The organism is Pseudomonas sp. LAIL14HWK12:I7, assembly GCF_000483465.1.
Classification (GTDB): Bacteria; Pseudomonadota; Gammaproteobacteria; order Pseudomonadales; family Pseudomonadaceae; genus Aquipseudomonas; species Aquipseudomonas kermanshahensis.
This window is the reverse complement of sequence record NZ_KI519606.1, coordinates 56,497-75,702: the sequence shown is the minus strand read 5'-3', so window position 1 is coordinate 75,702 and position 19,206 is coordinate 56,497. Positions and strand designations below refer to the sequence as shown.

At 53.6% G+C, this 19,206-nt stretch carries 16 protein-coding genes, 1 tRNA gene and 1 pseudogene; 11 read left to right on the top strand and 7 right to left on the bottom strand.

What is annotated here, in order from left to right; all coding sequences use genetic code 11:
• Positions 1–200: 200 nt before the first annotated feature.
• Positions 201–887 carry a hypothetical protein gene (locus tag D886_RS0123160; RefSeq protein WP_371098678.1) on the bottom strand — a complete coding sequence of 229 codons (687 nt, stop codon included), beginning with the start codon at positions 885–887 and terminating at the stop codon, positions 201–203.
• 174 nt (positions 888–1,061) lie between these two features.
• On the opposite strand from D886_RS0123160, the gene D886_RS0123155 reads away from it, so the two are divergent.
• From D886_RS0123155 to D886_RS0123140, 4 genes are all read left to right on the top strand, one after another.
• Positions 1,062–1,886, top strand: a complete 825-nt coding sequence (locus tag D886_RS0123155; RefSeq protein WP_027596164.1) for an AraC family transcriptional regulator — start codon at positions 1,062–1,064, stop codon at positions 1,884–1,886.
• Between the two features lie 72 nt (positions 1,887–1,958).
• A complete protein-coding gene (locus D886_RS0123150; protein ID WP_027596163.1) occupies positions 1,959–2,333 on the top strand; it encodes a cupin domain-containing protein in 375 nt (124 codons plus the stop codon).
• Positions 2,334–2,525: 192 nt separating this feature from the next.
• Positions 2,526–3,689 (top strand): AAA family ATPase, encoded by a 1,164-nt coding sequence (locus D886_RS0123145; RefSeq protein WP_027596162.1) that lies wholly within the window; start codon positions 2,526–2,528, stop codon positions 3,687–3,689.
• Between the two features lie 238 nt (positions 3,690–3,927).
• Positions 3,928–5,973, top strand: a complete 2,046-nt coding sequence (locus D886_RS0123140) for a TonB-dependent receptor domain-containing protein (protein ID WP_027596161.1) — start codon at positions 3,928–3,930, stop codon at positions 5,971–5,973.
• Positions 5,974–6,045: 72 nt separating this feature from the next.
• Here the strand turns inward: D886_RS0123140 and D886_RS28940 are convergent, their stop codons facing one another.
• Positions 6,046–6,696: a methyl-accepting chemotaxis protein gene (locus tag D886_RS28940; RefSeq protein ID WP_371098675.1), complete on the bottom strand. Its 651-nt coding sequence runs from the start codon at positions 6,694–6,696 to the stop codon at positions 6,046–6,048.
• Between the two features lie 2,765 nt (positions 6,697–9,461).
• On the opposite strand from D886_RS28940, the gene D886_RS0123125 reads away from it, so the two are divergent.
• From D886_RS0123125 to D886_RS0123095, 7 genes and pseudogenes are all read left to right on the top strand, one after another.
• Complete coding sequence (locus D886_RS0123125; RefSeq protein ID WP_027596158.1) at positions 9,462–9,704, top strand: hypothetical protein; 243 nt, start codon at positions 9,462–9,464, stop codon at positions 9,702–9,704.
• A 14-nt stretch (positions 9,705–9,718) separates the two neighbouring features.
• On the top strand, positions 9,719–9,988 hold the full coding sequence (locus D886_RS0123120) for a DUF3077 domain-containing protein (RefSeq protein ID WP_027596157.1): 270 nt from the start codon (positions 9,719–9,721) through the stop codon (positions 9,986–9,988).
• A 147-nt stretch (positions 9,989–10,135) separates the two neighbouring features.
• Positions 10,136–10,387 carry a DUF3077 domain-containing protein gene (locus tag D886_RS0123115; RefSeq protein WP_027596156.1) on the top strand — a complete coding sequence of 84 codons (252 nt, stop codon included), beginning with the start codon at positions 10,136–10,138 and terminating at the stop codon, positions 10,385–10,387.
• 138 nt (positions 10,388–10,525) lie between these two features.
• Positions 10,526–10,699, top strand: a pseudogene (locus D886_RS28640) (AAA family ATPase); the annotation flags it as partial.
• Positions 10,700–10,785: 86 nt separating this feature from the next.
• Positions 10,786–11,145, top strand: coding sequence for an IS66 family insertion sequence element accessory protein TnpB (gene tnpB / locus D886_RS0123105; RefSeq protein WP_027596154.1), 360 nt, complete (start codon positions 10,786–10,788; stop codon positions 11,143–11,145).
• 18 nt (positions 11,146–11,163) lie between these two features.
• Complete coding sequence (locus D886_RS0123100; protein WP_027596153.1) at positions 11,164–12,696, top strand: IS66 family transposase; 1,533 nt, start codon at positions 11,164–11,166, stop codon at positions 12,694–12,696.
• 58 nt (positions 12,697–12,754) lie between these two features.
• Positions 12,755–13,015 (top strand): IS66 family transposase, encoded by a 261-nt coding sequence (locus D886_RS0123095; RefSeq protein WP_027596152.1) that lies wholly within the window; start codon positions 12,755–12,757, stop codon positions 13,013–13,015.
• Positions 13,016–13,608: 593 nt separating this feature from the next.
• Here D886_RS0123095 and D886_RS28055 read toward each other — a convergent pair.
• From D886_RS28055 to D886_RS0123065, 5 genes are all read right to left on the bottom strand, one after another.
• Positions 13,609–15,045 carry an Eco57I restriction-modification methylase domain-containing protein gene (locus D886_RS28055; protein ID WP_177323907.1) on the bottom strand — a complete coding sequence of 479 codons (1,437 nt, stop codon included), beginning with the start codon at positions 15,043–15,045 and terminating at the stop codon, positions 13,609–13,611.
• A complete protein-coding gene (locus tag D886_RS28050; protein WP_177323906.1) occupies positions 15,038–15,640 on the bottom strand; it encodes an HNH endonuclease in 603 nt (200 codons plus the stop codon). Before D886_RS28050 ends, D886_RS28055 begins: the two co-directional genes overlap by 8 nt.
• Positions 15,640–16,269: a response regulator gene (locus tag D886_RS0123080; protein ID WP_027596151.1), complete on the bottom strand. Its 630-nt coding sequence runs from the start codon at positions 16,267–16,269 to the stop codon at positions 15,640–15,642. Before D886_RS0123080 ends, D886_RS28050 begins: the two co-directional genes overlap by 1 nt.
• Positions 16,269–18,794, bottom strand: coding sequence for a sensor histidine kinase (locus tag D886_RS0123075; RefSeq protein WP_081717540.1), 2,526 nt, complete (start codon positions 18,792–18,794; stop codon positions 16,269–16,271). Before D886_RS0123075 ends, D886_RS0123080 begins: the two co-directional genes overlap by 1 nt.
• Before the next feature lie 241 nt (positions 18,795–19,035).
• Positions 19,036–19,112 (bottom strand) — tRNA-Pro (locus tag D886_RS0123065).
• Between the last annotated feature and the right edge of the window lie 94 nt (positions 19,113–19,206).

Here is a 19,206-nt window from a genome sequence, read left to right as displayed (position 1 = left end):
CATCCTTGTTCTTGTCCTTAAGCTTGGCCTTTTCCTCTTCCGTGGAATGCGCCGGTACTTGGCTTTGTTGCTTCTGGTCGTCTTTGCGCTCAGTCATCGTGCTGCCCTCTGGTTGATGTTCATTAGGCACCCCTGCAGTTGGGCAGTTCAAATGTAGGGGCGCAGCACCACGGCGGTGGAATGCCGATAAACGCATTACCTCATGGCCGCATCAAAGGCTCGATACCGATCCATTTCTTCACAGGTTGGTAGCAGAGTTTGATCGGGGGAATCGGCAGTTTCTGGCCTTGAACCTCTAGCGCGCCCAGGTGGATGGTCCACTTGGCATTGGCATCGAACTTGTCCGTCTGGAAAATCACATAAGCGGAGCCGTAGCGTTTGTTGTTGGTGATCTTGGGGATGTTGCGGTGTACTTCGTCGCTGTTGATGTCGTAGGGCGATGGGCGCGCGGCGGTTGGGTAAACGAGCGGATAGTCGTAGGTTTTGTCGATGCCTAGGTACACCTCGGGCCGCGCCTGCAGGCGTGAGCCATCTTCGAAGGTGATAGAGGCCTGGCGGCTGTCGTAGAGGATCGGGATCGGCGGCTCGCCGCGGGTGGAGCTGGACGACGGACGCTGGCGGTTTTTGTTGTAAGCGATCAGTTGCACATAGAATTCACGCCGCGCGTACTTCTCGCCGGGGTACTCGACGTGCAGGACTTGCTCGATTGGCCGGTCGCTCCAGTGGGCGGCGTGGTCGTAGAGGTAGGTTTCCAGGTAGAGGGTGGTCTCCCCCTGCGGGCCTGGCACTTTGAATTGGAATTCGGATTGGCAAAGGTCTGCGTAGGCGGGGCGCTCGCGCTTCCAGGGGACGCAGGCGGCGAGTGTGGCCGCTGCCAGCAATAGCATAAGCGATTGGGTGCATTTCACGTTGGGCATACCCCTCCTTGGTTCGCGTTTTCTGTACGCTAGCCCCCCGATCTGGCTTAGGGGTTCAGGCCTCTGACCTGAGTACAGCTTTAATCAGTAGGCAACCGTTTTCAAGTGACAGTCACGCAGGGAACCCGACAGGAAAGCCCTTCCATGGAACGTAAATCAGCCCACGCAGCCACCTCGGACTGGGTCATACGCAGCGCTCAACCCGGCAGCGTAGAGCGGATCGAAGCATGGTTCGGTAGCCATGGCTACGATCCGCATCGTCACGACACCTATTCGATCGGCCGCACCCTCGCCGGCGTGCAGAGCTTTCACTACAAGGGGGCACTGTGCCACGGCGTACCCGGTAATACGCTGGTCCTACACCCTGACGAAGTGCATGACGGCATGGCCGGCACGGATGCGGGCTTTCGCTACCGCATGGCCTACATCGACCCGGCGCTGATCCAAAACGTGCTCAGCGGTGAGCCGTTACCCTTCATAGCTGGCGGGCTGTCCAGCGACCCGCGCCTGTACCGCGCCAGTGAAGCCTTCGTGCAGGCACTGGACCACCCCCTGGAAACACTGGAAGAGCAGGACGCCGTCTATGACCTGGCCATGGCCTTGCGTGCAGTCGGCGGCAAGCCACGCGGTCGCAAACGCCTGGACTACCGCTCGGCCGAGCGCGCCCGGGCATTCATCATGGAGCACCTGCACCTGGGCATCACCCTGGAAATGCTCGAACAGGCCAGCGGGCGCGAGCAGTGGAGCTTGTCACGGGACTTCCGCGCCCTTTACGGCACCAGCCCCTACCGCTTTGTCACGCTGCGGCGCCTGGACACTGTTCGGCGGCTGATGCTGGATGGCTTTACGCTGGTCGATGCAGCCCTGGCTGCAGGCTTTCACGATCAAAGCCACATGACCCGGCACTTCACCCGCAGCTATGGCGTGTCGCCGTTGCGCTGGCTGGAACGGCTGCGGCCTAAGCGCTGACTTGCAGGATCGTACAAGCGCCGCGCGCTTTGGGTTCGATAGGCTGACTACCTCAACTACAGAGAATCCGTCATGTCCGACACCAACTTGCAACCTGTAAACCTGGCCCAAAAGGCTTCGCTGATCGATCGACAGTGGAGCCCGAGAGTGGTCGCCGAAATGAACGACTACCAGTTCAAGGTCGTGCGAATCGAGGGTGAATTCATCTGGCATTCGCACCCTGAGACCGACGAAGCGTTTCTTGTGCTTGAAGGCACGTTGCGCATCGACCTGCCCGAGGGCTGCGTCTATGTGAACCCGGGCGAACTGTATGTGGTGCCACGTGGGGTGGAGCACAGAACAGCGGCCCAGGGCGAAGCGAAACTGATGATGATCGAGCCACGCGGCGTGCTGAATACCGGCCATGAAGGGGGTGAGCGCACAGCCTTGAACGACGTGTGGATCTGAGTCGGCGCCGCTTCAGGGGCGGCATTACGGCAGAATAACAGGCTCAACGCCGCCCCCTGTAGGAGCGGCCTTGTGCAGCGAAAGGGCCGCATAGCGGCCCCAGCGTTTCAAGAAAAGGCCCACGTTGAGCGGTAGTAAGGCCGCTCCAGTTCCGCCACAATCGGCCACTCAGTTCAAGCTGGGACGCCCCGCATGCTCACCACCCTCGCCATCGGCAACTACCGCTCGATCAACCACCTTGTGTTGCCATTAGGCCAACTCAACTTGGTGACCGGTGCCAACGGCAGCGGCAAATCCAACCTGTACAAAGCCCTGCGCCTGCTCGCCGAAACCGCTCAGGGCGGCGTGATCGAAGCGCTCGCTCGCGAAGGCGGGCTGGATTCGACCTGGTGGGCGGGGCCTGAGATGAGCGCACGCATGAAGCGCGGTGAAGTGCCCATCCAAGGCCAGCACCCGAGCGACGCCAAACGCCTGCGGCTCGGCTTCGCCACCGAAGATTTCGGCTTTGCCATCTCACTCGGCCTGCCGATTCCCCTGCCCTATCCCAGCGCATTCATGCTCGACCCCGAGATCAAAACCGAAGCCATCTGGGCCGCCGGCGCGTACCGGCCATCGTCCTTGCTGGTTGAACGTAAAAACGCGATGGTTCGTGCCCGGGAGGGAAACAGTTGGACGGTACTCGATCAACATGCCGACAGCTGTGAGAGCTTTTTCAACATCGTTGGCAGGCCACGCCAAGCACCTGAGATTGGGGAGCTGCGGGCGTTCATCAACAGCTGGCGGTTCTACGATCACTTCCGCATCGACCGCGACGCGCCTTGCCGTCAACCACAGCTCGGGACTCGCTCGCCGGTTCTGCATCACGATGGGCGCAACCTTGCCTCGGCATTGCAGACCATCATCGAGATTGGTGAGGTTGAGGACCTCGTAGCGGCACTGGATGACGCGTTTCCTGGGAGTCGCCTGGCGATTGATGCACCGCCGGGTGGGCTGTTCAGCGTACAGCTCTATCAGCATGGGCTTTTGCGCCCGCTGGGGGGTGCTGAATTGTCGGATGGGACCCTGCGTTATCTGCTGTTGATGGCAGCACTGCTGACGCCACGGCCGCCGTCATTGATGGTGCTGAACGAGCCGGAAACCAGCTTGCATGCTGACCTGCTTCCTGCGCTAGCGCGGTTGATCATTCGCGCTTCGCGTCGTAGCCAAGTTTGGGTTGTGTCTCACAGCGCCCCGTTGATAGAGGCGCTGTCGGCCTGTGATGGCTGCAATGTGCTGGAGCTGGAGAAGATCCAGGGGCAAACGCAGCTGCGCGGTGTTGGGCTGTTAGATGAGCCGCTGTGGCGCTGGGTGGATTGATCGCGACCTGAATGCTCTTTCGGGACTGTCAGATTCTTGGTGTGCGGGCCGGTAACGGCCTGCCGTCAGGTAGCCGTGGCTGCAAGCCTGGAATGCCCCTTCGCTGGGTCAATTTTTTGTAAATTTTCAGTAAATTATTTTTAACATTTTCTTTTAAACAATTCTCATTTGCGTTAGTGTCCTGCCCCGATTGCATTCTGCCCCTGGAATCCAACCGCTCGACAAGGACTGTTTCACGATGCCATGCCCACCTTTTTCCCGTGCCCTGCTCACCGTCGCGCTGCTCACCGCGACTGCCGTCCAGGCCGAGGAAGCCCATGAGCTTGAACCGCTCCCCGCCACAGAACTGGAAGCTTCGTTCGTCACCGCCACGGGCGGCGGCACTGATGTGCGCGACGCGCCGGCCAGTGTCAGCGTCATTACCCGGGAAGAAATCGAGCGACAGCCGGTCTACGACCTGAACACCCTGCTACGCCGCATACCCGGCGTCACCGGGGGCTACGGCCCGGTGGGCGAGCAGTCGAAAATCAAGCTGCGCGGCCTCGACGACAAATACACCTTGATCCTGGTGGACGGTAAACGCGTCGGCAGTTCAGCCGACACGAATTACCGCCGTGATCTGGGTCGCCAGGACATCAACTGGATCTCGCCGAACATGATTGAGCGGATCGAGATCGTGCGCGGGCCGATGTCATCGTTGTATGGGTCAGACGCCATGGGCGGCGTGATCAATATCATCACCCGCAAAGTGTCCCGTGAGTGGAGCGGCTCGCTCAACGTCAACACCACGATCCCGGAAGACTCCGACCGCGGTCAGACCAACCAGACCAGCGTTAACCTTTCTGGCCCTGTCACCGACTCCCTGGGGCTGCGCCTGGGCGCCAACCTGACTCGGCGCGCTGCCGACGAAGCCGCGCCACGCCTCGACGCACTGGGTGACTTCGTTTACAACGACGGCGCCGGCGGCGCCAAAGACCACAGCGTCAACGCGTTGCTTAATTGGCAGTTCAACGAAAACCATGAGTTGTCCTTCGAAGCGATCCAAGGCGTCGAGCGTTCGTGGTCGTCGAAGAAAACCTACGGCGACTGGGGTGACACGGTAGGTGAAGCCTTCGGTGCCGGACGCCTCACCCGTGATAGCTTCGTAGTCTCCCACCACGGCGACTGGGGCTTTGGCACCTCGCGTATCGACGCTTACCTGAACAAGTTCAACAACGACCTCAGCGAGGGCAAGGCTAACTCGGAAGAAAAAATCGTCGAGGGTAGCCTTAACATCCCGTTTGACCTATTGGTAAACCAGCGCCTCACCGTTGGCGGCCAGTGGAAGCGTGAGCAACTGACCAACACCGACACGCTGGGCACCGTACCCGTTGATTACCAAGGGGCAGCGGTGGGCGGCGCGGACCTTGAGGGCGACTACTCTGCGCTGTTCGTCGAGGACGAGCTGTTTCTGCTCGATAACCTATCGCTGACGTTGGGGAACCGCTTCGACCACAGCGACGAATACGGCAACCATAACAGCCCACGTGCTTACCTGGTCTATCACCCTCACCCTGACTGGACGGTGCGCGGTGGCGTGTCACGAGGTTTCCGTGCCCCCAGCCTGAAAGAAGGCAGTGCTGGCGCGGCGACCAACTCGGGCGGTCGCGGTTGTACATCGCTACGCCCGCTGGGTTACGTCACCGGCAGTTGCTGGATGGCCGGCAACCCGAACCTACGCCCAGAAATCAGCACCAACAAGGAGATTGGTGTCTCCTTCGACCGCGACGGTTGGGAGGCCAGCCTCACTTACTTCCACACCGACTTCGAGGACAAAATCGAGTACGCGCCGCTGGGGTATTTCCAGGGCCGCTGGTGGACCATGCTTGAAAATGCTGAGGAGGCCCGCACCCGCGGCTGGGAAGGCAGCACCAAAGTGCCGTTGTGGGAAAATGCCAGCTGGCGCACCAACGCCACCTACATGCTCGAAAGCCGCAACCTGTCGACCGGTGAAGACCTGATCAGCTCGCCGAAGCTGTCGTTGTTCAGCGCCATCGACTGGCAGATCACCGAACGGATCGGCACAGAATTGTCAGCTCAGCACGTGGGCAAGCAACGCGGCCTGGGCACCGACTTCGTCAAGTCGTACACCACGTACGATCTGACCGCCAACTGGTCAGCCACCCGCTGGCTGACCCTGAACGTCGGCGTGCAGAACCTGCTGGATGAAGATCCACGTGATGACTCGACCAGCTTTTATGTACCCGGTCGGGCGTACTTCGCCGGGGTAACTACCTACTTCTAATTGGAAGCGTACAACCCAGAATTCGCACTTTTACGCGAATTCTGGGTGAGTTGAGTGAGGCGCCGTCGGCGCTCAAGCGGCAGCGACCCGTTCGCCATCACCGCTGACCTCGAACTGCCCCACCAGCTTCTGCAGCTTGCCGGCATCCACCTTCACCTTCTGCGCGCTGTTTTGCAGCACCACTGCGGTTTGGCGCATCTCGCTGGAGGAGTGGTTAACCTGCTCGATGGTCTTGCCGTACTCGATGCTGCGGCGGTTGAGCTGCTGGATGATGGCGAACATGCCCTCCACCGCCTGATGAAGTTGCACGTTCTCCGACGATGCATCCTCGGCCAGGCGCAAACTATCATCGACGTTCTGCACGCCCTCCTCCATAAAACTCACCGCTAGCTGCGTTTCGTTCTGCAGGCCTTCAACCATGTGCCGGATATCGTCGGCCGCCCGCGCGGTGCGGGCCGCCAGGCTGCGCACTTCATCGGCCACCACCGCGAACCCACGGCCATGCTCGCCCGCCCGTGCCGCCTCAATGGCGGCATTCAGCGCCAGTAAGTTGGTCTGGTTGGTGATGTCGCTGATCAGCCCGGTGATATTGCCAATCTGCGCCATGCGGCTGTCGAGCAGCTGCACACTCGAGGCCGAGCGGGCCACCACATCGCGAATCGATTGGGTGCCTGCCTGCACAGCCAGGTACTGCTCGCGGGCGCGGCTGACCACCTCGTCCATGGCCTGCTTCATCTGTTCGGCGCTGACCGACGCCTGCTGCAGCTCACCGAGTTGCTCCTCCATGATGATCATCATCTGGTGCACCGCATCGGCCACCTCGACAGAGCTCACGCTCGCTTCCTGGCTGCGCCCGAGCATCATCTGGTTGGTGCTGCCAACCGTGCGGCTGGCCTTGACCACCTGCCCCACCACGGCATCCAGGCGGTCGATGAAACTGTTGATCCAGCGCGCCATGTCGCCACTCTCGTCATTGGCCAGGGCGCCCGTGTCCAGGCGCTGGCGCAGGTTGCCCTCACCCTCGGCGATGGTACGCAGCACACCGCTCATGCCGTTCAACCTGGCCGCCAGGCGCCTGGGCCCGAGCACGCCGAACAGCAGCGTAGCGCCGAGCATGCTGAGGGCCTGGATGGCGTCGTTCACCCCCTGTGGCAATCCGGCGTAATGCTGCACCAGGTAATTACAGCCGAACAGCCCAACCATGGTCGCCACGTAGGGTTTCATTAACCGGTAGCTCAGCGAACGGCGGCGGTAGACCTCCTCCAAGTCTGCCTCGCACATCATGCCCCAGCGGTCGGGCGACCCTGGTAACTGGAAGGTCACGCCCTTGCCGACCACCGGCACATGGCGGTAGTCCGAATAACCCGGGTACGTCACGAACAGGTTGGCGCCACGCCGTATGGTTTCCCGCACGCCGGGGTGCAGTTCACGCGTCGCGGGGTCGGTGAAGCGCAGCTCCAACTCGGTATGGCGCTGCACCTGCACAGTGCTCCAGGGCGTACGCACGCCGCTCTTGAGGTTTTCACCATGGGTAAACGTCCCGTCTTCGAAGCGCGAACGGGACAAGGCGGTGCCTGGCTGCACGGTCGGGTCGAAGCGTGACTGCACCATGAACAGGTAATTGTCGCCCGACTCGGCATAGATATGCCCGGCCTCGCGTTGGATCAGGTCGCCCAGCACATCATTGGGGACCCGGCCACACAGGCAGCCCAAGACTTTGCCCGCGTGCCTGATCGGCTGATAGAACATCAGCGTCACCTCATCGTGAAAACGCGACGAGGATGGGCCGATCTGCAAGGTCAATGGGTCGCTGTAAGGCCCGTGAAGAAACGGCGCCTTCAAACCATGGGCCAACGCCGCGAGCTGCTCGATCTGCATGCTGCCACGCTTTGGCCAAGTGGATACCCTGACGTTGCCCGTGCAGTCGATCACACTCAGTTCGGAAAAGTCTTCGGCCTGTGCCAGCTTGTCGAGTAATGCCGAAGGCTGCACATGAGCGAAGTCTGCTGCCAGGTATTCCGCCAACTCTGCCAGGTGATCCCATTGTTCGCGCGCCCAGTTGTGCAGCAACTGCACCCGCGTTTGGGCAATGGCTTCGAATGTCTGCTCGATTTCTCCATAGTTCGAACGATTGAGGCGGCACGCCCACCCCATGCTGAACTTGCCGGCTTTGCCGAACCAGGGCAGCCAGCCCCGCTCGCTCGATGACAACTGCATGGAACTACTTGAAAGCGACATTAAGTTCACCATAAGCGACACAGATGCCAAAATGCCAGCAACTTCTACGCCAACTGTAATCCAAGCGTATTGAGGGGTAGTAGCTAGCACTGGACGCTTACTGATGGTGCATAAAGGCTGTTATTTCAGGCCACTTTGCACCCTGAAGGGGCGCGGGGAGAATGAAGCGATCGTTGTGGGAGCAACTGTCTTGTGGTGCTTGTGCCGGCCTCATCGCTGGCAAGCCAGCTCCCACAGGTGCGGCGCTAGCCTTTGAGGCTACACAGTTCGGGTGGGAGCGGCCTTGTGCCGCGATGGGCCGCAAAGCGGCCCCACTACAGGCGATGAATAACTTAACTGAACAGCATTACGCACTAGGCGGGCTCTAACGACTATTGAGGTGTACGTTAGGAAGGCTGGAATCTCGTGTTGCAGGCATGGCACAGCCAGGTACGACGCCACTCTTCGTACTGATCATATTGCACAACGTTGTGCCGCCAGTGCCGCACAAATCCAATCACACCGATGGTGATGAACGTCACACCAATGAAGAACCTGGTCCAGTCCACTTCCCAGGACAATTTGAGCCCATCGTAAAGGATGATGCCCCCCACCACTGTAAGCACCATCGGGCCACGCAGACGTTTAGCGCCTGGAGGTGCGACGCTAGCGCTCAAGTTAGTCTGCTGGCGCCCGGTCGTTTCAACAGTTACACGCGGCCCGAATCCTGAGTGCGCCTCATGAGTGGCTTGGAAATGAGAGGTTCCGGCGGCATGAATGACAGAAAGAAGCTGTACGTTTTGACCCTGACAGTGTGGGCAGGTGATGGCATTTTGACTTACCACAAATTCAGTCCTTTGAGATGGTAGAGGCGCGAATTTTAAACTAATTCTGAATATCCGTGCACTCACATGGCGTTACGTTTCCCTGTGCGGTGAGCGCGATACATGTAGTTACGCCTAACCGCTGAAAAATCAGATTTAGCCCCTTTCTTGTAGGGCATTTCCCAAAGATACTCGCGACGCCTATTTTTCGTTGCGCACGCAAAACGTGAGTCATAGTCTCGGCCTGTCGCTGCTAATCGGCGATACGGTTTTGACAGACCGTGGGTCACTGAGTGCATGTGCAATGCCAGTTATGGCAGCTGTGCGTGGGGCACCTTTGTGTGCGCCGGGACTCTCAGTACCCTCGGTCTGTCAACCCACACACAGCTGCCACCCTTCCGTTTGACAGCGGGTTTGCGGCAGCCCTTGAAGGTACTGAGAGGGTTTATGCTGAAGATAGTCCCCGATCCACCCCACAACTTCCACTCCCTGGAAGACACGCTAATGATGGCTGCGGACTACGCACTCTGTGCCGAAGCCGTTGCCCAGCAGGCGATGATGATGCAACCCAAGTCGCCCTCCTCCTTGTTGATCATGGCCTCAGTGCATGAACTCGAAGCCCTGCGCAGAATGCTTGAAGTGGCATTGGCACAGCTGCAAATGCCGACGGGTCCGACGAGCCAGCACTGAAGGGAGATCAAACCATGGCCACCGAAGAAACCAAATTCACTGTCGGTAAAACCACCTTCTACCAAGGTGAAAACCAGACCCACCCATTGTTCCGCATCGAACCCGGCATCCCCTGCCAAAGCGCCCGCGAACAAGCCTCGGAACTGATGGGCTATGCCCGCGACCTCTCCATCGACGGCCTCATGGAAGACAAACCCCAACTGCTCTGGGCCTCGCACTACCTCTGCGCCCTGGCCAAGGCCCTGCTCGACGATGCTGAACTTGGAATGATGGCCACCTCTTGATTACAAGCCCCTCCACAGGCCCGACGCCTCCACTATAGGTGCGGCCTTGATAGGTGCGGCCTTGCCGGGGCGCCGGACCAGTGGAAAGGGCCACAAAGCGGCCCCAGCGATCCAAGCACAATCGCAGACATCCAGGAGCCTCCATTAATGCCCAAAGACGACATCACAACCGTCGCTCGCGAACGCAATCCCTATCATCTCTACGGCGTACCCCAACGACTCTTCACCGTCGTCCCCGGGATACCTGCCAAACAAGCCAAAGAACAAGCCTTCAAATTGATGGACTGCGCCCGCTACCTCAACCACACCGGCGTCATGCTGGGCGACCACCAAATGGTCGCAGCGTCCTATCACATCAATACGATGGTTCGTGCGCTTTTAGACCATTTTGAGCTTTAGTAAGGCAGCTCCAGTTCCGCTACGATCGGCAACTCGGTTCAAGCTGGGATTTCCAACATACTCACCCCTTCGCCAGCGGCAACTACCACTCGATCAACCACCTTGTGTTTCCATTGGGCCAACTCATCTTGGTGACCGGTTGGTGAGATGAGGGCGCTCATCAATAGCTGGCGGTGTTACTACCACTTCCGTATCGACTGCGACGCGTCCTGTCTTCAAACGCAGTTGGGGACTCGCTCGCCTGTGCTGCATCAAGATGGGCGTAACCTTGAATCGGCATTGCAGACCATCATCGAGATTGGTGAGGTTGAAGGTAAGCGCTCCATGAACCCCACATTCAAAGCGCTTACCTGATCCCCGATGCTGTGCTCCCGATTTCTTTCTGGAGCTCGCTGACCATGATGCGACCCGACGCCAAAGTCGAAAAAGTGTACCTCTACCCCAAGCCCGTCGACTTTCGAAAATCCATTGATGGCCTGGCCGCACTGGTCGAACTCGATATCAAGGTGGCGGTGTTCGACCCGGTGCTTTTCGTCTTCCTCAACAAGCCGCGCAACCGCGTGAAGATCCTGTATTGGGAGCGCAACGGCTTCTGCCTCTGGCTCAAACGCTTGGAGTCCGAACGTTTCAAAACCTCGCCCGATGTCACTGACGAAGCCATTGTCTTGACCGTCCAGGAACTGAACTGGCTACTCGACGGCTTCGACCTCTGGCGTAACCGTCCGCATGAGGTCTTGACCCCTCGTTTCGTCGCCTGATTCGGTATAATCCGCGGCATGATTTCCATGCCCGAAAACCTCCCTGACGATCCTGTTCTGCTCAAGCAACTGCTTGAGCAGATGATCAACGAGCGCGCGTCCGACAAGGGCAAGATCGTTCATCTCGAAGAGGAGGTTGCGCTGTTGCGCCAGCGCCTGTTCGGGCGCAAGACCGAGCAGACAGGCGATGTGGCGACGCCACAATTGCCGCTCTTCGACGAAGCGGAAAGCCTGGCAGAACCCTTGGATGAAGCTGACGACGAAGAAGTCGTTGCGCCGACCAAGCGCCGTGGCAAACGCAAGTCGCTGCCGGCTGATTTGCCGCGTATCGAAGTTGTCCACGAACTGCCCGAGCATGAACTGACTTGCGCTTGCGGCTGCCGCAAACATGCCATCGATGAAGAAGTCAGCGAACAGCTTGAAATCGCCCCGATGCAGATTCGCGTCATCAAGCATGTTCGCAAGGTGTACGGTTGCCGCGACTGTGAATCAGCGCCCGTAACGGCGGACAAACCCGCCCAGATGATCGAGAAAAGCATGGCCAGCCCGAGTGTGCTGGCCATGCTGCTGACCACCAAGTACGTAGACGGCTTGCCGCTTCACCGCTTCGAAAAAGTGCTGGGGCGCCACGGTATCGATATCCCGCGCCAAACCCTGGCACGCTGGGTGATTCAGTGCAGCGAGCACTTGCAACCGCTGCTGAATCTGATGCGCGAAAGCCTGTTGAGCAGTCGGATCATCCACTGTGATGAAACCCGTGTGCAGGTGTTGAAAGAGCCTGGTCGTGAGCCCAGCAGCCAATCCTGGATGTGGGTGCAAACCGGCGGCCCACCTGATCGCCCGGTGATCCTTTTCGACTCCACCACCAGCCGAGCGCAGGAGGTACCCGTGCGCCTGCTGGATGGCTATCGCGGCTATGTCATGACCGATGACTACGCCGGTTACAACGCGCTGGCCGCACAGGACGGCGTGGAGCGATTGGGCTGCTGGGCGCACGCACGGCGCAAGTTCGTTGAAGCACAGAAAGTGCAACCCAAGGGCAAAACCGGGCGGGCAGACATAGCACTGAATTTTATCAACAAGCTCTATGGCATCGAGCGCGATCTTAAGGAAGCCAGCGATGAAGATCGCAAGCTAGCCCGCCAGGCGCGCAGTCAACCGGTGCTGGCCCAGTTGAATAGCTGGATAGAGAAGACGCAGCCACAGGTCACGAGTCAGAATGCGTTGGGTAAAGCCATCGGTTATCTGGCCAGCAACTGGAGCAAGTTGGAACGCTACGTCGAGCAGGGAGATTTGCCGATCGACAATAACGCCGCCGAGCGCGCGATCCGCCCGTTTGCCATCGGCAGAAAGAACTGGTTGTTCAGTGACACGCCTAGAGGGGCGATGGCCAGTGCGCAACTTTACAGCCTGGTCGAGACGGTCAAAGCCAACGGCCAGGAGCCCTATGCGTGGCTGCGCCACGCACTGGAGCACCTGCCGCTCGCGTCCTCAGTAGAGGACTACGAAGCGCTGCTGCCGTGGAATTGCACGCCTAAAATACATAGCTGAGTGCTCTGCCCATCGCGGGTGAGCTGGAGCCTTGAAGAACAAGAGCGGAGTAACGACCATGGAATACGACGATAGGCTGATTGAAGACGCAGTGCTTGCCCTGTTGGCAGCCTATAGCTCCAACAAAGGTAACGCGTGGAAAGGATTCGACTTCGAGGTCATGAATCGACTGCATGAACAGGATTTCATCAGTGATCCTGTTAACAGAAACAAATCCATTTGGTTGACTGCGGAGGGACTGGAGCGAGGCCGTCAGCTAGCTGACCAATTGTTCGGGTTAAGGACTCAAGCGGGGCAAGCGCCCGACTCGAATACCTGATTTCCCCGTCCGTCATGTAACGGGTGGGGTTTATGGATCGCTTACGGTTGAAGATCTAATAGCAGGATTGGATGACGCGTTTCCTGGTAGTCGCATGGAGATCAATGCTCCACCTGGAGGACCGTTCAGCGGGCGGAGCCGGAGACTAGCATGCATGCCAACCTGCTGCCGGCCCTGGCGCAGCTGATCATTCGCGTTTGGTGTCGTAGCTAGGGTTGGGACGTGTCACACTGCACCCCGTTAATTAAGGCGCTGTCGGCGTGTGATGTAATCGAACTTGAAAAGGGCCAGGGCAGACGCAATTGCGTAGCGTCGGCTAGGTTGTTGAGCCCTCATCGCGATGGACCGAATGATCGCGATAGCCAACAGTATGAAGCAACTGACTAAACTACTTTTGGCAGCTCCCGGCTTGAAAATGAAATACAAGCGCCCTCGCTACGACCTCATTTAATTTTTAGCAAATATTGTCACACGACACTCAACTAGAGTACTGATTCAATTGCAAGAATTTAGAGAAAGCTCATGCGGGCAGATTCTGCAGAGAGCCCGCTACAGAGATCGGCTTATACATTGCTGCACAAAAACAAAACAGCTCATCCGAAAAAGAACTCCTCAGCAAGCTCAGGCAAGACATCAAGTTGAGCACCTGAATTGATTCGATAGAAGCTCTTCAACATTTCAATTGATGGGATTGGCAAAGAGTTCAAATCTGTCGCATTAATTTGTGTATGACCAGAGAACCGTCGTATAAATTTATCTATTGTAGACGTAGACAAGTAAGCATAGATTGACTTAGACAAGTCTTCATCCAACCGCTCACTCTCTCCCCATATATAATTCAAGTGATTATCAAGTGCAATGCAGCTTCTATTAATCGCTTTTTTGAGTAAAGGAGCAGCAACAATGCGAGTTCTAGATTCTTTAAATGAAATACGCCTAACAACTACAAAATTGCCTGAGTCTAATAGCCGCGATCTCGAACCAAAAGAGACATTTATATAACCTGGCTTTGCTGAAACGCCTGTTTTGAAATTCAATCCACCACCAAGTGTAACACTATGCTGATAAAGCAAGTAGGTTTTGTCAGGACCATCAACATCAGAAAGGTATTCCAAACTTCTAAAGTCGACAACCTTACCTGTCGACGCACGAAACCCCAGACTCAACAAAGTGTCAGTGTACCTGGAAACTTTTGATAGCAAATTTTCATCCCCCTCCATTAGTGGCACATGGATGAAACTTTGCAAGTCACCTTCAAAACAAATCAAAGAGATCGGCACCTCACGAGTTTTAACCAACCCATCTTTCGACTCATGGGATACTAAAACTTGCTCACATGGTGCCCTAGAAACCTTAAGCAAAAGAACTTCTTGCAAAACGCCGGACTCAGAAAAGAGCTCTCTACTCTCAAATAAATATATCTCATTGATATAAAACGATCCAAGCAAGTACTTCCTAAAGCCTTTGAACATGGGGCCATTACAAAAACTTCTAGGTATGATTGCTACTAATTCACCACATTCCGAAAGCCGCCCCAGACAACATGCTAAAAAAGCTGTATAGAGATTAGTTTCGCCATAGCCGAGCCGCTCCTTTAAAGTCTTGTATACAGGGTCTTTATTTAGAATTTTCGCATAAGGGGGATTAATAATAATCCTATCATAAAACTTAAGCTCATCATAAACTTGAAAGAAATCATTTGCAATAACGGAAACGCTGCCTTCAGCCTTGAAGTTTTCCGCAGCTACACAGGCAAGAGAATTATCACGCTCAATTAACAGGCAGTCCGCTACGGCAGAAGAATAATCACTTCTTTTTAATACTGCCGCAGCGAGATTACCAACACCGCAGCACGGATCTAACACACTCAATTTTTCGTTACTTGCAACTGCCGAAAACATGCCCGCCATCAAATGTGAAATACGAAAAGGCGTGAAATATTGCTCAGACAATTTACGCTTTTCAGCCTCAATACGATCTAGGCATTCCCGTCGACTCTTTTCGATCACGCTCAAAAAATCATTACTCACGCTTGAGCATCCCAACATATTTAAAATAGGCCACAACAAGCTCGCAAAGTTTATTTACTTGCTCACGGTCATCTTCGCCAAAATCTTTATTTAGAATCCTATGCGCGAGTTCCGTTTTCTGGATCTCCATTCGCTCCAACAACCAGCAAATTTGTCTTCTTTTCAAATTCAACTTGAGTTTTCTATGGATATAGCTTCCCAGAGGTGTGATCGCGTGTATCAATCCATCTGAGGATCTTTGCAAATGAGATTGGTACTCCTCATTGCATGGGTCGACATAACCTTTATCATCCAGCACCGAGATCGCGTGATCCTTACCTGGCCAATCATTACTCTTTCCTATATTGCAAACCGGGCAACAATATACCAAATTACTGTAGTCATTTTTTAAAAAATCAAATTTTGATTTGGGCGCAAAATGATCAATATGATAGCCTCGCTTCCCTCCAGAGTAATAATCTGGGGTATCACAGTATCCGCAGCGGGAATAAAAATCCTCGCGAAGCTCGTCTTTATACAAGCTATATTTCGAACGTAAAGGAAGACCTAAACGCCTCACAGGCCGAGTAATTTGTATAGGGTATTGCACTTCCACTACTCTCTCTTCAATATGACATCAACTTGAGAAATCAGTTCTATCAATAGCTCAATGCTTCGATCAGTTTTAAGCTCATCGGGCAAAGCAGCAGAAGTCAAACCGTGTTCTTCAAGATAAGTATCTAGCTGAATAATCCTTTGTCGTTGCTCAGCATTGAGAGCATTTTTTTGCACACCCAAAAGTCCAGTGAGCTCTTCTTCAGCAGAAGTGACTTCCGCCTTGTGGTCCTTTATGACCTTTGCTATTTGCGAGATAAACAGCGAGCGGAGCTCATCTCCACCAAGCATCACACCTTTAGCCTGAACTAGCCTAGCATCATGGGTAGCCTCTATTGCGTCGGGAGCGTGCGAAGTCAATAAAAAGCAAGGTATATGTTTATTACGTTTTTGGAGCGCCTCAATTAGACCTTGTCCATTAAATCCTACAGTGGCTTTTTCGTTCAGCATAAAATCCGTAACCACTGCATCCGGTGGTGAGTCTAATATTTCATCCACTAACTCATCCAAGGCCGTGCCGTTCATCACTTGAATAGCCTCGAGCTCAAATACTCCTTCTGTAAAGTCCTGGAAATACATAATATCTTCCGGATCTTCATCAACATAAATAATTCTTCCTTTCACCATCATTACATCTCCATAACAAGGGTAAAGCCTGGGCCCATTCCCAGCGTAGCTTTGCCATTATATTCATCAAGAGTTTTTTCAAGCAACCACATCCCGAGCCCAGTCCCTGTTTCTTCACCTAAGCTGTTTGTTTTTGTAGTAAACGTCGGCTTAAATATGTTCTTAGGTTCCAGAATATCTGGATGTAGACCTGGACCGCTATCCGTATATGTAAAAACGACATTAGCCGCCCCTGATCGAGCATGAATATTTATATTGCGAACACCGCTAAAGCCTGTCCGCTTAAATGCATCAGCAGAATTGATAATTAAGTTGTTAAATATGCAGTCAAGATCAATCTCGTAAGCGCGCATGGAAAGGCTTGTTTCAGGCACATCAACTGTAAGTTTAACCTGGCGCTCATCAAGAGTATTATTCCACTCATCTCTTAAAGTTTCAAGGTATGGCTTTATGTTGATTTTTACCCGTTTCCGCTTATCCTTACGAATAGTTCGCAAAGAATACTTAATCCAATTCTTTACGCGCTCATCATCTTTTCTTAGAATCTCGATTCTCTTGTAAGGACTTTTATGATCCTTGACATTAACCCGGTCAAAATCATTCAACAAAACAAATTCTTTAATCAGACTTTCAAGCTTTTCAAATCTATTACCTAACTTAAAATTCAAGCTTTCCAACTCATGAGTAAATGCAGCAATAGTAACACCGCTTGAAGCAAATACTCTCAGCAATGAGTTTTCCTTCTTCATATCTTCAAGCCTATCATCAAACTCACGAGTCTTAGCCTTTTCTTTTAGCAAGGCTAATGCAAGTGTCTCGGATTCACCCATCGATGAAGCAGCTTCTTGCTTTATATTTTCGTAGATTTTTTGAGCCAGCTTTTCTGCGTCTTCTTCTTGCTTAATACTCAAATCGTCATCTGAAGGGGCAGCCTGAATGCTTTGATGATATGCCCAAAACTCTTTGAAAATATTACTTCGATCTTGTTCAAACTCTTTGATTAATGATTCCATGACCGAACGAAACAAGCTGAAGGCGTGATTTTCTTGTATTCCTTCTCGGCTAGACTTATCTTCAAGACCAAAATTTGATATCCGAGAAATGCTAACAACCCCAGATATATTATTCGGCGTTACTTTCCACCTACCACTTCTTACAGACGATGGATCTTCGGCCTGTCGCCTGCCCAAGCCTAGCCAATCCCATGATGATTTACCCATTTCCCCATAGGGACGAACACGAAAATTGTCTCTATATATTCTGATACCGGCATTATAATCCAACCATTTTTTTCGAGAGGTTGAATCAACAGCCTTATGCCTATATATCTCAATATCTTTTTTATTAGTCGTGCGTTTAAGAAAATACAGAGTAAAGTCGAAAGCACCTACTGTTTTATGCGCACTAGCATCTGCATCCTTTAATCCTGGAATCAACTCATAAATTGTTTTTTCGTATTCAAAAGCACTGCCAAGCAGATACCTTTTATTGAAACGCTCAGCCTTGAAAAACTCCCGCCCCAAAAGCTCTTTAGGCAGAAGCCCTCCATCAAGCTCTTGACGAGTCAAACTAACTTTAATCAACCCACTATCATCCATGGATGCCTTTAACTTGTAATCAAAATCATCACAAATGTTTGGAAGCACCTGCCCGAAACTGCCTTGATAGCGCCGACTAAATACAAAAACGTCAAAGCCTCCTACTTCCGATGGAGGCACCAGAGATTCAAGCTCAGAGTAAACCTTCTCAATACCGCCATAACGCCAGTAGTCCCGAACCCCAAGTATTTTAATATGGGTACCAGTTTCAGGGTTATCGAAGTTAGTTTTCCTATTATCATCTACGACCAAAAAGTTATCTATACTCTGTTGCAGCGAGAGCCTAGTCGGCCTTAATGACGCCGTAACACCATCAATATTTAAACCCTGCTTATCAAAATCTGTCCAGTCGACTTTCCATAAGAGAGCCTTATCAGCGGACTCAGTCTTTGAAATCACCCTGCATTTATCCCCTAAGCGATCTAACGCAAAACGGCCAATGCCTTTCGCCCCCGACTTAACACGATTATTTTTGCTTAGGAAATTCTGTTGCTTGTTATCAGTTCCAATCGTCATCCATGCCTTTTCGATTATTTCTTCGGTCATCCCCTCGCCATCGTCAATTATGTATATTTCCGCACTTTTCTGCAGTTTGTACTCGAGATCTAACCTCTCGCCCTCAGTCAATTCCTGCTCGTATAAATCTCTTGAAAAAATATACTCTTCTTGCTCACTGCAATATGAAAAATAATTTCCGAGTTGACTGATATCTAACTGATGTAAGCGCTCTTGAAATTCTTTATATTCTTTAGGAGAGACACTAACTGGCAAATCAGTGAATCTATCATCGAAATAAACGATGCAATAATTAGCATCTGCATCATAACAGTTCTTGACAAGCTCGATTATAGCTCCCTCTGCAGAGGAAACGTTCTCCCTACCAATTAAACGTGCAGTCCTGGCGGAAACGTTGAATGGAATTTTTCTCATTAACCACCCATCCCTGTCTTAATAACTGGATTGGCTCACAACAACACTCAACAACTCGACTATCGAGCGCATGCAAGCATAATGACATCATATAATTTTAGCGTGCCAAATTACTAGAACTGACTGCTACTAATATAGAGGGATACATAGCACACACATTCTCAAAAAGACAATGCACGTTAAAAATTCTGAAAACGAAAAAGCCCAGTCGTCGCCGACTGGGCTTTTTCGTTTTCAATAATGGTCGGGACGGAGTGATTCGAACACTCGACCCCTTGCACCCCATGCAAGTGCGCTACCGGGCTGCGCTACGCCCCGACTGGGCTTTGAAGCATGTTCTCAATCTTGCCGAGAACGACGAACAATTTACCCTAACCTTTTGATAAATGAAAGCTTTTTCTCAAAAAAATTT